This window comes from Caulobacter sp. LARHSG274 (assembly GCF_052871235.1).
Genome location: NZ_JBIXJO010000015.1, coordinates 33722 through 47052 on the forward strand (window position 1 = coordinate 33722; position 13331 = coordinate 47052).

Consider the following 13331-nt stretch of genomic DNA (forward strand, 5'->3'; position numbering starts at 1 on the left):
CCTAGTCCGAGGTCTTCATCGCGGCGCCTCGACCTGGTCGATCAGGCCGCGCACCACCTCGTCGACCTTGCGGCCCTCGATCTCGGCGGCCGGCGACAGGATCACCCGGTGGCGCAGGGCCGGCAGGGCCAGGCGCTTGACGTCGTCGGGAATGACATAGTCGCGGCCTTCCAGCGCCGCGCGGGCCCGGGCGGCGACCGCCAGCATGGCCGCGCAGCGCGGCGAGGCCCCGCCCGACAGCTCGCCGGTGTCGCGGGTCGCGCGAACCACCCCGACGATGTAGCCGACGATCTCGTCGGTCAGCCGCACCCCGGCCACGGCCGCCACCGCCGCCCCGATCGTGGGGCTGTCGGCGGCGGCGGCGACCCCGAAGCCCTCCGGCGACGGCTGGCCGGTGCGGCCGCCGTGGCTGGCGACGATGGCGGTCTCCTCGGCCAGGCTCGGATAGGCCAGGACGTGCTTGAACAGGAAGCGGTCCAGCTGGGCCTCGGGCAGCGGATAGGTGCCCTGCTGCTCCAGCGGGTTCTGGGTGGCCACGACCATGAAGCGGTCGCTGAGCGGATGGCGCTCGCCGTCCAGGGTGACCTTGTGCTCCTGCATCGCCTCCAGCAGCGCCGCCTGGGTCTTGGGCGGGGTGCGGTTGATCTCGTCGGCCAGCAGCAGCTCGCAGAAGATCGGGCCCTTGACCAGGGTGAAGGCGCTGGTCTGGAAGTTGAACAGGTTGGCCCCCAGGATGTCGCCCGGCATCAGGTCGGGCGTGAACTGGATGCGGCCGAACTGCAGGTTCACCGCCTGGGCGAAGCACTGGGCCAGGAAGGTCTTGGCCGTGCCCGGCGGCCCCTCCAGCAGCATGTGGCCGCCGGCGAACAGGGCCGTCAGCATCAGGTCGATGGTGTCGTCCTGACCGATCACGGCCTTGGCGGTCTCGGTCCGGATCCGGCCGGCGAGCGCCTGCACCTCAGCGACGTTCACGGGTCATCTCCAGTCTCCACTGATGCCAACGGTGGGCGAGCCTGATCAGCTCGCCCGGGGAACGGACCGCCCGGGTCGCCTCGTCGAGGGTCGAGGCGCGGTCGGCGGCGCCGAAGCGCTCGCCCTGGCGGTCCAGAAAATCGGTCAGGGCCTGGCCGTCCAGCCGAGGCCCGCCCAGGGCCCGGGCCGCCGCCGCGCGCTGCAGCTCGGCATAGCGCGGGGCCATGGCCGGCTCGCGCCTGGCCATGCGGATCAGGCCGGCGGAATTGTCGACCAGGGCGTCCTTGCCCAGGGCCAGGGCCCGCTCGCCCCGGCGCACCGCCCGGAAGCGGGCGGCGGCATGCAGCCCCATCAGCAGGGCCGCCCCGACCAGGCACAGGGTCGCCCCGACGAACGGCGGCTCAAAGGCCAGCTTCAGCACGCTGCGCGACCGGGAAAAGCCGTTCAGGGTCACGTCGAAGACGATCGCCCGGCTGACCCGCCGCTCGACGGCCCCATCGCGCAGCGCCTGGACCATCCGCACGCCCGTCCGCGCCGTGCGCACGTCCTTCAGGCCCATAGTGTTCAACAGATCGGGGTCGGAGAGCACATAGGCCTTCATGTCGCCGCGCCGGGCCAGCACCACCCGGCCGTGCTCGTCGGTGAGAACCGGGATCAGACCGGGCCCCGACAGCGTCCGGAGGTTCCGGATCGGACCGGTCTCGAACGTCAAGCCGGCCATCACGCTGCCCGGCGCGCCCGTCAGGCGCCGCGTAGCGGTCGTCGCGTCGCTGGTCGTGACCGTCTGAGACAGGTTCATCGTCTTGAGAAGCGTCGTCAGATCGTCGGCCGCTACGGGCTGCAGCCCGCCGATCCAACCCTGGTGACGCGGATCGGGACCGCCGCGCCACTTGGGCAGCACCACCAACGTCGTCGAAAACACCAGGACGGCGGTGTCGAGATAGGCCTGGGGGGCGACGCCGGTGTCCGGGGTCAGGATCACCAGGGCGGGCGTCTCAAACCGCTGGGAACGCCGCGCCACCAGCACCGGCTCGCCCAGTCCCCGCAGCAGCTGGACCGCGCCGCCATAGCCGACCGCCGAACGCGACAGGGCGTGGGCCCGGCCGTCATCGCCCGACTGCAGGTCCGGCGCATAGGTCGACAGCACCACAAAGGCCGAGAAGGCGAACACCCCGGCCAGGATCATGCCCAGCACGACCTTGGGCGAGAACAGCAGGCCGTCTCCCCACTTGGCGTCCGACATGGCCTCGCTCATCGCCAAGCCTCGGCGAAGGCGAAGCCCTCATAGGCGGCGCGGCAGGCGGCGAACTCGTCGGCCCCGACCGGGCGGCCGCCGAAGAAGCTGTGCTCGACCACCCCGGCGATCTGGCTGAAGGTGCGGCGCACCGTCTGCGGCACCCCGTCCAGAGCGGCGATGTCGCGGCTGGTCAGGGCCGGCGAGATCAGGTCCGGGCGCTTGCCCTCGATGTCCTCGATGCTGCGGAACAGGATCAGGTGGACGGCTTCGGCGAAGCGGCCGGCGGCGGCCAGGCGGTCGGCGTCCTCCAGCAGGGTGCGAGCCTTGGCGACGTTGGGCCGCCAGGCGTCGTCGCCGAGCACCGGACCTTTGCCCGGCCGCAACGACGGCCAGCGCGTGGCGATCAGCTCGCGGGTCAGGAAGAACAGGATGACCGCCGCCCCGACGATCAGGAATCCCCAGAACACATAGGTCAGAAAGGGCGCGGCCGAATCGAGCAGCCTGCCGAAGGCCCGCAGCCAGGCCGGAACGTGCGGCGTCGGCTGCACGGTCGGCTCGAACTGCAGGCTGCGGTCGCGCAGCACGGCCGCATGGACCCGCGCAAAGCCGTCCGCCGCCCCGTCCACGACCGGACCGGACGCGTGCCGCTCGCCCCCAACGCCTCCCGCCAAACGCTCGCTCCCGACTGCCCCGCCGCTCACGCTAGACGATTCAACTCTCGGTGTCGCCTTGAACTCGGAGCGCGAACGATTCGTCCGAGACCAGACCGATCGTCCGGGTCGCGCGCGCCTGCCCCGCCGGCCGCCTCGACGACGGACGGTCCGAGGGGCCGCCGAAGCGGTGATTTTATGCAATCATTTCAGGGCGGAGTTGGTGGGCCGGCTGGGATTCGAACCCAGGACCATTCGATTAAAAGTCGAATGCTCTACCACTGAGCTACCGGCCCGCTATCGACGCGGCGGGCGCCGGTGGAAGCGGCGCGGAACATAGTCGGGGCCCGGCTGAGCCGCAAGCGCGCTTTCGCGCCGAGAGGGAGATGACGAACGCGGCTTCCTCGCGCTAGGGTTCGGCCATGCGCAGCCCGTTGCTTATCGCCGTCCTCCTCCCGGTCCTGGCCGCCTGCGCCACCAAGGCCGAGCCGCCGCCCCAGAAGATCCAGACGACGTCGGACGCCAACAAGGAAGGCATCACCGGCGCCGCCGCCGCGCCGCTGCGCGACATGAACCTGGTGCGCACCAAGATCCCGCCGGTGCTGCTGGAGGCCATGGCCGACCCCTACGCCCGGCCGCCGGGCAAGAAGATCAGCTGCGACGTCCTGATCACCCTGGTCGCGCCCCTCGACGTCGCCCTGGGCGAGGACGTCGACCGCCATCCGCCGGAGGAGAACGAGGACCTGATGGACCGCGGCAAGCGCATGGCCGCCTCGTCCGCCTTCGGGGCCATGGCCAGCGCCGCCCAGGACCTGATCCCGATGCGCGGCTGGGTGCGCAGGCTCAGCGGGGCCGAAAAGCACGACAAGCTGGTGCAGAGCGCCATGGCCTCCGGGGCCATCCGCCGGGCCTATCTGAAGGGCCTGGGCGAGGCGCGCGGCTGCAACCCGCCGGCCACGCCGCAGCACCTGGCCAAGCCCGCCGCCGCGATCGTCGAGAAGCGCTTCCCCTGGCAATCGGACAAGCCGGCCGAGGAGGCCCCCGTCGTGCCAACCGCCGACGCGCCGGCCGTCCAGCCCGCCCCGGCCGACGCCACGACCGTCGAAGCCCCGCCGGCCCAGCCCGAGCCCGCGCCGCCGCCGGCCAAGAAGAAAAAGAAGCCGTTCTACAAGATCTGGTAAGGACGCCCCCGCCTCAGCCCCCGCTCGCGTCCACGACGATGGCGACGGTCTTGCCGCGCGACTGCGGCTCCCATCCGGCCGCGACGGCGGAGGCGATGGCCCTGGCCACCAGCTCCGGCGCGATCTGGGCGGGCTTCAGCAGCGGCGCGCCGTAGCGGGGCTGCGGGCCGGGCGGAAACTCCACCACCGCCTCGCGCTGCCCCTCCTGGTGGCGCACGGCGATCGCCATGCCGTGCCGCTCCGCACCGTCGCTGGACCAGCCCGGCTGGCGATGCAGCCGCCAGACATAGGGCTCTCCGCCGACCTCGATCTGAAATTCAGGACTTTGCTTGGTTCGCGCCATGCGAGGGTGTTAGCCCGGCCAGCCTGCCCAGGCCAGCCCGCCCGTTACAATCCGATTGCGAGAATTCAGGCCCAAGGGCTGATCGGAATGAGGACATGCTCGGGAGATATGGCCTCGTTGACACGCAAGGCCTTACCTCATAAGAATACAACCTGTGATCGCGCCCCGCCGATAAATCCGGACGGATGGCGCGGGCAAGGCTTGACTGAAACCCGCGGCGTCGATGCTGCGCGCAGATTCCCCGAGCGGGGTTGGTCCATGGGATCGGCGACCGCGGTCGGCTCCAGACTGACGCGATCTCCTTCTTCGCGTTCCCCAGCGGCGTGTCTTCGGACACGCCGTTTTTTTAGTCGGGCATGGTCTCGAAGGCCGTCAGATCCGGCGGCAGCGGGGCCCAGGCCGGGCGGTCGCGGACGAAGATCGCGACCGCGGGCCGAAACAGCGACGGATCGTCCAGCGAGCCGGCATAGATCGTGTGCGACTGGTCCTTGCCGACCTCGCCGCCGAACACCAGGCCGCCGCAGACGCGGCAGGCGTTGCGCACCGCCTCGCCGCCCCGGAAGGCCGGCGACCGGTACTGCAGCGTCCGACCGCTGATCCGCAGGGCGGCGCTGGCGAAGCCCATGAACGGAATGAAGCCCGAGCCGGACGCCTTGCGGCAATCCGCGCAGTAGCAATGGCCGGCGAACAGCGGCGCGCTGGTCGCCTCGTACCGCACGGCCCCGCAGAGACAGCCGCCCGTGCACCAGGTCCCGGTCTGGGTCATGCCCAAGGCTTAGCCAGGGCCCGGCGCGCGTGCAAGCGCCGCTAGATCCCCGGCGCGTAGGGGAACTGCAGGCTCTGGTAATAGTCCAGCGAACGGGCCGGCGGCGGCTCGCCGGGCGGCAGAGGCCGCTGCGACAGGGTCTGGAAATAGGCGATCGAGGCGTCGCGCCACCACCGCGCCTCCCGGGCCTGGATGGCCAGGAAGCTGGCGACCTGCCCATGGCGCTCGCGATCGACATAGGGCGCCAGATCCGCCCAGGTGCGGCCCATGCCGTCGACCGCCGCCACGCCCTGCGAATAGCAGCCGACCAGGCCGTCCCACAGGGTCGCGCCCGACCTCAGGCGATAGTCCCACGGCAGGTGGTGGAACCACAGCAGGTCCTTCTCGTCGACGGTCTTCAGGTCGGAGAACCTGCGGGCGACCTCGGGGGCGTACTGGGCCACGGCGTTGCTGCCGGCGGCGGTGCGGTCGAAGCCGATCCCGTCCCTGGACGCCTTGTTATAATAGACGCTGGTCCAGTCGGCGCGGGCCCCGCCGCTGTACCAGGGCGCGGGGCCGTAATGGTGGCCATTGCCCATCTGGTGGTGCAGGCCCAGCGGGGTCATGTAGTCCACCGCGGCCTCGCGCGAACCCATCATCATCGCCACCACGGGGGTGACGAAGCGCGGATCGGTCGAGAAGGTCATCTTCGCCCAGTCGGCGGCGATGTCGCGGCTGGAGGCCTCGGGGTCCCAGGCCAGCCGGCCGAAGACGTACCAGTTGGCCTGGTCGAACGGCGAGCCCGACCAGTTCCTGTCGGTCCCGATATTGGCCACGCCCGCCACCAGGGTCTCGCGCCGCCCGTCCAGCGCGCCGTCGACCACCTTGGCCACGGTCGAGCCGGGGCCCCTGGCATAGGTGTCGGACTTCAGGACCTCTTCGTAGAGCGGGCCCAGATAGACCAGGTGGGTGGCGAAGCCGAGATATTCCTTGGTGATCTGGAACTCCATGCCCAGGTTCGACTTCGGCATGGCCCCGAACAGCGGATGGAACGGCTCGCGCGGCTGGAAGTCGATCGGGCCGTTCTTGACCTGGATGACGACATTGTCGCGGAACTGGCCGTCGAACGGCTTGAACTCGCTGTAGCCCTGCTTGGCGCGGTCGTCGGGCTGCTCGTGCGAATAGACGAAGGCCCGCCACATCACGATCCCGCCGTGCGGTCCCACCGCGTCGGCCAGCATGTTGGCCCCGTCGACATGGGTGCGGCCATAGTCCTGCGGTCCCGGCTGGCCTTCGGAATTGGCCTTGACCAGGAAGCCGCCGAAATCGGGAATGGCCCGGTATATTTCGTCGGCCTTCGCCGTCCAGAAGGCGCGGACGGCCGGGTCCAGCGGGTCGGCGGTCTTCAGCCCGCCGATCTCGATCGGAGCCGAGAACCGGGCCGACAGATAGACCTTGATCCCGTAGGGTCGGAAGACGTCGGCCAGGGCGGCGGCCTTGGCGATGTAGGGCGCGGTCAGGCTGTCGGCCTTGGCGTTGACGTTGTTGAGCACCGCGCCGTTGATCCCGATCGAGGCGTTGGCCCGGGCGTAGTCGACATAGCGGGGGTCCCTGTAGTCCGGCAGCTTCCACCAGTCCCACAGCGAGGCCCCGGCATAGCCGCGCTCCACCGAACCATCCAGGTTGTCCCAGTGGTTCAGCAGTCGCCGCCGGACCTTGGGAGCCGAAGCGATGTCGAGCCGGTCGACGCCGGCGCCGGTCTGGACCAGGCGCAAATAGTGGAAGACGCCGTAGAGCACGCCGATGTCGCGATTGGCGGCGATCACCGTGGTCGCGCCCACCGTTCGGATCACATAGCCCTCCTCACCCGCCGCCTGCAGCGGCAGGTGCAGGGCGGCGACGGCGGACGAGCCTGTGGGCGTGCCCAGCAGGATCGTCCCCGCCCCTGCCCCTGCCTGAGCTCGCGCCGCGCCGGTCAGGCCCTGGAGGCCGCGCTCCAGCTCGGCGCGGGCGACCTTCAGGGTCGGAGTGTCGGCGCTCGGCGCGATCGTCCGCGGGGCCGGACGCTGGGCGGCCGGCAGCGGCCGGTAACGCAGCCACAGGTCATAGCCGTCCTCGGCCCGAACCGGCGAAGCCAGCGCCGCCGACAGCAGGGCCAGGAGCGGCCAGAGGCCGCGGATCAGGGTCAAGGGCCGCAATGTTCTCTCCCGCGGGCGACGCCGTTCGACGCCGAGGGCGCGAAGGTCTTGAGCTTGTGATACCGCTACCTTGATCAAAGGTCGAGACACTGCGACACCATTGGCCTGACCAATCGATTGACAACCGCCACGCCTGATTTAGACCCTGACGCTACCATCCGATGCCGCCGTCGGGTCAAGGAAAGCCCCCTCATGCCCAAGATCACCGCCGCCAAGGTCATCGTCACCAGCCCGGGACGCAACTTCGTCACGCTGAAGATCGAGACCGACGACGGCGTTCACGGGGTCGGCGACGCCACCCTCAACGGCCGCGAGCTTTCGGTCGCCAGCTACCTGACCGACCACGTCATCCCCTGCCTGATCGGCCGCGACGCCCACCAGATCGAGGACATCTGGCAGTACCTGTACAAGGGCGCCTATTGGCGTCGGGGGCCGGTGACGATGTCGGCCATCGCCGCGGTCGACATGGCCCTGTGGGACATCAAGGCCAAGATCGCCGGCCTGCCGCTCTATCAGCTCTTGGGCGGGGCCTGCCGGACCGGAGTGATGGTCTATGGCCACGCCAATGGTTCGACCATCGAGGAGACCCTCGACAACGCCGCCATCTATGCCGAGCAGGGCTACAAGGCGATCCGCCTGCAATCGGGCGTGCCGGGGCTGAAGACCGTCTACGGCGTCTCCAAGGACCGGTTCTTCTACGAGCCGGCCGACGCCGACCTGCCCAGCGAAAGCCTGTGGTCGACCGAGAAGTACCTGCGCAGCGCGCCCGGCCTGTTCGAGGCCGCCCGCGACAAGCTGGGCTGGGATGTCCACCTGCTGCATGACGTGCACCACCGCCTGACCCCGATCGAGGCCGGCCGCCTGGGCAAGGACCTGGAGCCCTACCGCCCGTTCTGGATGGAGGACGCGGTTCCCGCCGAGAACCAGGCCAGCTTCCGCATCATCCGCCAGCACACCACCACGCCTCTGGCGGTCGGCGAGGTGTTCAACACCATCTGGGACTGCAAGCAGCTGATCGAGGAACAGCTGATCGACTATATCCGCGCCACGGTCGTCCACGCTGGCGGGATCACCCACCTGCGCAAGATCGCCAGCTTCGCCGACCTGCACCATGTGCGCACCGGCTGCCACGGCGCCACCGACCTGTCGCCGGTCGCCATGGCCGCGGCCCTGCATTTCGACCTGTCGATCCCCAATTTCGGCGTCCAGGAATATATGCGCCACACCGAGGCGACCGACGCGGTGTTCCCCCACGCCTACAGCTTCGCCGACGGCATGCTGCATCCCGGCGAGGCCCCCGGCCTGGGAGTCGATATCGACGAGGCCCTGGCCGCCCGCTATCCGTACAAGCGCGCCTATCTGCCGATCGCCCGCCGCGAAGATGGTTCGATGCATGACTGGTAAGACGGTTTCGGCCTCGCCCCTGGGCTAAGGCCGGCGGTTTTGGCGCAGGGGGTTGAAATAGCCCACCTTCGACAAGGTGGTATGCTATCGCGAGTCCAAGGGCCTGATCCGCCCGCCACTGGGGAACCGACGAAAGCACATGGCCGGGAACGTCAAGCTCTACCGCAGAATCGCCGACTCGATCGCCGACGCCATCGAGGGCGGCCAGTACAAGCTTGGCGACCGGCTGCCGACCGAGCGCGAACTGGCCGAGCAGTTCGGGGTCAGCCGCCCCACCCTGCGCGAGGCGATGATCGCGCTTGAGATGCTGGGCATGATCGAGGCCCGCCACGGCCTGGGCATCTATGTCACAGGCAGCGTCCGCCCCGCCGCCCCGACCAACGCCGAACTCGACACCGAGATCGGGGCCTTCGAGCTGATCGAGGCCCGCCGGCTGTTCGAGGGCGAGGCCGCCGCACTGGCCGCCACGGTCATCGACGACGAGCAGATCGCCCAGCTCGAGGCGCTGATGGTGCGCATGGCCCAGGAGGAAGAGCTGCAGGGCGAGGACGCCGACCGCGAGTTCCACATGGTCATCGCCCGGGCCTCGGGCAACGGCGCGATCATCGCCACGATCGAGAACCTGTGGGACTGGCGCAACCGCTCGCCCCTGGCCCGCAACATCCTGACCCGGGCCCGCGGCATGGGCCTGGAGCCGCGCATCGCCGAGCATCGGCGGGTGTTCGACGCCCTGAAGGCCCGCGACCCCGCCGCCGCCCGCCAGGCCATGCGCGATCACCTGGAACGGGTCATCGACCACCTGCTGCACGCCACCGAGACCGAGGCGGTCCAACGCGCCCAGCAGGAAACCACGGCCCGCCGCAACGCCATCGCCAAGCGGGTGGCGATCTGACGGCGATGCTCGACCGGCGCCGTTGACATTGAAGTTACAAGTGTAGTTTTCTTCGGCGGACGCCGTCCCGTGCGTCGGCGGGAAGACCCTCGATGACCATCCGAAACTGGGGTCCGCTTACCCTGGCCCTGCTGCTCGCGCCCCTGCCCGCCATCGCGGCCGACGCCCCGTCCCTCAAAATCGTCTCCGAAGGCCCCGCTCCGCAAAGGCGGGCCATACAACTGATCGTGCATTCCGAGCGGGTTGGCCGCGACTTCGCGATCCAGGTCACCGCGCCTGGCACCCCGCCGATCCTGCCGGGCCAGATGGCGCCGGCGGTGTACGTGCTGGACGGCGGCTACGATGTCGCCGGCCCGACCGGATGGCTGCTGGGCGGCGCAGGGACGATGGCGCCGGCCTATATCATCACCGTCGGCTATCCGCCCGGCGGCCCCTATACCCGCGAGCGCGACCTGCTGTTCGGGCCCGGAACCCGGCCCGACGGCACGGTCGCCAAAGGCGGCGGCGGCGCGGCGTTCCGCGCCTTTCTGCTGGAAGAACTGAAGCCCCTGATGGAGGCGCGCTATCCCCTGGATCCCAAGGCCGCCGTGCTGTTTGGTCATTCGCTGTCGGGGATATTCACCGCCAACATGCTGGCCGACCGGCCCGAGGCCTTCAGGGGTTATCTGATCGCCAGCCCGTCGGTCTGGGCCGATCCCAGCGTGATCGACCGCCTGAAGGCCGTGCGGGCCAGAGCTGGCGGCCGCAAGGTGTTCGTCGGCTATGGCGCCGACGAGGAGCCCTATATGGTCCAGGGCGGTCGCGGGGTCGCCGAAGCCCTGTCGGGCGACCCCGAGCACCTGACGCTGAAGGTCCAGGCCTTCGCCGGCGAGCAGCACATCTCCTACTATCCGGTCCTGATGTCGGCGGCGTTCCCCTTTCTGCTGCCTCGCGCCGCCCCGATCCGCCGGCCCTCGCCGATCACGCTGACGCCGCAGCAGAGCCATCGCTATTTCGGGACCTATGTCCTCTCCGACGGTCGCCAGATGACCATCGGCGAGGACGAGGACGGCATGCTGCTGCAAGTCCCCGGCATGCCGCCGACCAACATCTACGCCGAGGCGCTGGACCGCTTCTATGTCCACGGCGTCGACGCCCGACTGACCTTCGAGCCCGGCGATCAGCCGCCGTCGGCGGTGAGATTCTACGTCAACGGCGCCGAGGCCGTGGCGCGGCGAGTCCAGTAACCCGCCGTCCGCAGCGCTGACCGCTAGGCCGTCACCGTCAGCGTCGCCGGCTTCAGCTCCGCCGAGTTCGGGCCGGCCAGCAGGGTGAACTTGCCCGGCTCGACCACGCGCTTCATCTCCAGGTTCCACAGCGACAGGTCCAGCGGCGAGACCTCGAAGGTCACGGTCTGCCTGGCGCCCGGGGCCAGGGTGACGCGCTTGAAGTGCTTGAGCTCCAGCAGCGGACGGGTCACCGAGGCGGCCTCGTCGTGGATGTAGAGCTGCACCACCTCGTCGCCGGCCACCTTGCCGGTGTTGGTCACGTCGATCTCGACCTTGACGCTCTCGCCGGGGCCGATCGCCGCCTTGGCGGGGCGCGGGGCCGAGATCTCGAAGCTGGTGTAGGACAGGCCGAAGCCGAACGGATAGAGCGGCGAGGTGTCGCCCGCCAGGTAGCCGCGGCGGGCGGTGGGCTTGCGGTTGTAGTAGATCGGCAGCTGGCCGACGTCGCGAGCGATGCTGACCGGCAGCTTGCCGCCGGGATTGGCGCGGCCGAACAGGATGTCGGCGGCGGCGTTGCCGGTCTCCTGGCCCAGGTACCAGCCCTCGACGATGGCGTCGGCGCGCTCTGCCAGCAGGTTGATCGACAGCGGCCGGCCGTTGAGCAGGAACACCACGGTCGGCTTGCCCAGGTCGAAGATCGCCCTGGCCAGGTCGTTCTGCTGGCCGATCAGGTCGAGGCTGTCGCGGTCGCCCAGGTGGTTGTCGGCCCAGGCCTCGCGGCTGGTCTGCTCGTTGTCGCCCAGCACCATGACCACGACGTCGGCCTTCCTGGCGACCTCGACCGCCTCGGCGATCAGCTTGGCGTTCACGGCCGGGTCGATCAGCTTGACCTCGTCCTGGGCCCAGATCCGCTTTTCGGTGATCCGCACGGCCTCGGCGTAGTCGAGGGTGAAGCCGCTCTTCCTGGCCTCCGCCTCCAGGCCCTCATAGATCGACACCACATGGCGCGGCACGTCGCTGTAGCCGCCGATCGGGGTGTCCTTGGCGTGGGTGCCCAGCAGGGCCAGGCGCTTGAACTTCGAGGGATCGAGCGGCAGCACGCCCTTGTCGTTCTTCAGCAGCACCACGGCCTTGCGGGCCGCCTCGCGGGCCAGGGCGACGGCGTCGGGCGCGGCGGTCTTGGCGTCGGCGGTCTTCTCGTCGGCATAGGGGTTCTCGAACAGGCCGCCCTCGAACTTGACGGCCAGGACCCGGGCCACGGCCTCGTCGACCTGGCTCTGCCGGATGCGGCCCGACCTGACCAGTTCGGGCAGCAGGGCGTAGGCCTCGCCGTCGGGCAGCTCGATATCGACCGTGGCGTTCATCGCCATCACCGCGGTGTCGGCCAGGTTGTCGGTCAGCTTGTGGCGGGCGGCCAGTTCCTTGATGGCGAAATAGTCGCTCATCGTCGCGCCCTTGAAGCCCCACTCGCCGCGTAGCACGTCGTGCAGCAGCCAGCGGTTGGCGTGCGAGGGCACTCCGTCGATCTCGTTGTAGGACGGCATGACCGAGCGCACCGGCAGCTCCTTCACCGCCCGTTCGAACGGCGGGAAGAAGTTCTCGCGCAGGGTCCGCTCGGCGATCTGGGCCGGGCCGACATTGGTGCCGTTCTCGGGCTGGCCGTGGCCGGTCATGTGCTTGAGGGTGACGAACACCTTGTCCTTGGCCAGCGGCAGGGTCTTGCCCTGGAAGCCGCGGATCGCCGCCAGGCCGATCTCGGCGCACAGGTGCGGGTCCTCGCCATAGGTCTCCTCGATGCGGCCCCAGCGCGGGTCGCGGGCGACGTCAACCACCGGGGCCAGGGCGATGTTGGAGCCGCGGGCCCGCATCTCGCGGGCGGCGACGGCGAAGCTCTTCTCGACGATCTCCGGGTCGAAGGTCGAGGCCAGGGCGATGGCCTGCGGGAAGCTGGTGGCGTCGCGGGCGACATAGCCGTGCAGGGCCTCGTCGTGCATCAGCATCGGAACGCCCAGGCGGGTCTGCTCCATCGCCCACTTCTGGGCGGCGTTGATGTAGCGGGCGGTCTCCCTGGCGTTGCGGTTGACCGAGCCGTCGTCGGCCCCGGCGGCGGCGTCGACCACCGCGGCGGGCTTCAGGCCCTTGCGGTCGGACGGGCGCGAGATCTGGCCCAGGCCGTTGGGGAAGTTCTTGCTGGCTTCGGCGGGCGAGAACTCGCCCTCGGGGGTCTGGATCTTGGCCTTGGTCAGCCAGACGCCGATCAGCTGGGCGGCCTTCTCCTCCAGCGTCATGCGGCCCAGCAGGTCGCGCACCCGCAGTTCCACTGGCTGAGTCGGGTCCTTGTAGAGCGGCTTGCCGGCCGTGGCGGCGCGGACGGCGGGCGCGGAGGCGGCGGCCAGGGCGGCGAGACTGACGCCCAGGGTGCGGCGGGTGATGGCGGTGGGCTGGGTCATGATCCTGGATTTCCCCGCTATGGTTTCGGACCGTCGCGCGGTCTCTGGTTC

Annotated in this window: 11 protein-coding genes and 1 tRNA gene; 4 read left to right on the forward strand and 8 right to left on the reverse strand. The window is 69.8% G+C overall.

Features of this window, described 5'->3' with window-relative positions; translation table 11 throughout:
- Window positions 1–15 precede the first annotated feature (15 nt).
- The 4 genes from ACIPQB_RS19725 to ACIPQB_RS19740 all read right to left on the reverse strand — a co-directional run bounded on the left by ACIPQB_RS19725 (window position 16) and on the right by ACIPQB_RS19740 (window position 3155).
- Complete coding sequence (locus tag ACIPQB_RS19725) at window positions 16–972, reverse strand: AAA family ATPase (protein WP_446486969.1); 957 nt, start codon at window positions 970–972, stop codon at window positions 16–18.
- Window positions 959–2227 carry a hypothetical protein gene (locus ACIPQB_RS19730; protein ID WP_446486970.1) on the reverse strand — a complete coding sequence of 423 codons (1269 nt, stop codon included), beginning with the start codon at window positions 2225–2227 and terminating at the stop codon, window positions 959–961. Before ACIPQB_RS19730 ends, ACIPQB_RS19725 begins: the two co-directional genes overlap by 14 nt.
- Window positions 2224–2880 (reverse strand): hypothetical protein, encoded by a 657-nt coding sequence (locus tag ACIPQB_RS19735; RefSeq protein WP_446486971.1) that lies wholly within the window; start codon window positions 2878–2880, stop codon window positions 2224–2226. Before ACIPQB_RS19735 ends, ACIPQB_RS19730 begins: the two co-directional genes overlap by 4 nt.
- A 200-nt stretch (window positions 2881–3080) precedes the next feature.
- Window positions 3081–3155, reverse strand: a tRNA-Lys gene (locus ACIPQB_RS19740).
- A gap of 126 nt (window positions 3156–3281) precedes the next feature.
- Here ACIPQB_RS19740 and ACIPQB_RS19745 point away from each other — a divergent pair.
- Window positions 3282–4040: a hypothetical protein gene (locus tag ACIPQB_RS19745; protein ID WP_446486972.1), complete on the forward strand. Its 759-nt coding sequence runs from the start codon at window positions 3282–3284 to the stop codon at window positions 4038–4040.
- A 13-nt stretch (window positions 4041–4053) separates the two neighbouring features.
- Here ACIPQB_RS19745 and ACIPQB_RS19750 read toward each other — a convergent pair whose 3' ends face one another.
- The 3 genes from ACIPQB_RS19750 to ACIPQB_RS19760 all read right to left on the reverse strand — a co-directional run bounded on the left by ACIPQB_RS19750 (window position 4054) and on the right by ACIPQB_RS19760 (window position 7308).
- Complete coding sequence (locus ACIPQB_RS19750; RefSeq protein WP_446486973.1) at window positions 4054–4383, reverse strand: hypothetical protein; 330 nt, start codon at window positions 4381–4383, stop codon at window positions 4054–4056.
- Between the two features lie 346 nt (window positions 4384–4729).
- On the reverse strand, window positions 4730–5149 hold the full coding sequence (locus tag ACIPQB_RS19755; RefSeq protein ID WP_446486974.1) for a GFA family protein: 420 nt from the start codon (window positions 5147–5149) through the stop codon (window positions 4730–4732).
- Window positions 5150–5190: 41 nt separating this feature from the next.
- A complete protein-coding gene (locus tag ACIPQB_RS19760; RefSeq protein ID WP_446487032.1) occupies window positions 5191–7308 on the reverse strand; it encodes an alpha-glucuronidase family glycosyl hydrolase in 2118 nt (705 codons plus the stop codon).
- A 210-nt stretch (window positions 7309–7518) separates the two neighbouring features.
- On the opposite strand from ACIPQB_RS19760, the gene manD reads away from it, so the two are divergent.
- From manD to ACIPQB_RS19775, 3 genes are all read left to right on the forward strand, one after another.
- Window positions 7519–8730: a D-mannonate dehydratase ManD gene (gene manD / locus ACIPQB_RS19765; protein ID WP_446486975.1), complete on the forward strand. Its 1212-nt coding sequence runs from the start codon at window positions 7519–7521 to the stop codon at window positions 8728–8730.
- 139 nt (window positions 8731–8869) lie between these two features.
- On the forward strand, window positions 8870–9622 hold the full coding sequence (locus tag ACIPQB_RS19770) for a FadR/GntR family transcriptional regulator (protein WP_446486976.1): 753 nt from the start codon (window positions 8870–8872) through the stop codon (window positions 9620–9622).
- A gap of 92 nt (window positions 9623–9714) precedes the next feature.
- Window positions 9715–10848, forward strand: coding sequence for an alpha/beta hydrolase (locus tag ACIPQB_RS19775; RefSeq protein ID WP_446486977.1), 1134 nt, complete (start codon window positions 9715–9717; stop codon window positions 10846–10848).
- Window positions 10849–10871: 23 nt separating this feature from the next.
- On the opposite strand, the gene ACIPQB_RS19780 is transcribed toward ACIPQB_RS19775, so the two are convergent.
- The gene (locus ACIPQB_RS19780) at window positions 10872–13280 is read right to left on the reverse strand and encodes a glycoside hydrolase family 3 N-terminal domain-containing protein (protein ID WP_446486978.1); all 2409 of its coding nucleotides are present in this window, start codon (window positions 13278–13280) and stop codon (window positions 10872–10874) included.
- Between the last annotated feature and the right edge of the window lie 51 nt (window positions 13281–13331).

Bases quoted from the DNA above. Each gene is read 5' to 3' on its own strand.
- ACIPQB_RS19755 (WP_446486974.1), bottom strand. From the start codon at position 5,149: ATGACCCAGACCGGGACCTGGTGCACGGGCGGCTGTCTCTGCGGGGCC.
- ACIPQB_RS19730 (WP_446486970.1), bottom strand. From the start codon at position 2,227: ATGAGCGAGGCCATGTCGGACGCCAAGTGGGGAGACGGCCTGCTGTTC.
- ACIPQB_RS19775 (WP_446486977.1), top strand. From the start codon at position 9,715: ATGACCATCCGAAACTGGGGTCCGCTTACCCTGGCCCTGCTGCTCGCG.
- manD (WP_446486975.1), top strand. From the start codon at position 7,519: ATGCCCAAGATCACCGCCGCCAAGGTCATCGTCACCAGCCCGGGACGC.
- ACIPQB_RS19780 (WP_446486978.1), bottom strand. From the start codon at position 13,280: ATGACCCAGCCCACCGCCATCACCCGCCGCACCCTGGGCGTCAGTCTC.
- ACIPQB_RS19745 (WP_446486972.1), top strand. From the start codon at position 3,282: ATGCGCAGCCCGTTGCTTATCGCCGTCCTCCTCCCGGTCCTGGCCGCC.
- ACIPQB_RS19770 (WP_446486976.1), top strand. From the start codon at position 8,870: ATGGCCGGGAACGTCAAGCTCTACCGCAGAATCGCCGACTCGATCGCC.
- ACIPQB_RS19750 (WP_446486973.1), bottom strand. From the start codon at position 4,383: ATGGCGCGAACCAAGCAAAGTCCTGAATTTCAGATCGAGGTCGGCGGA.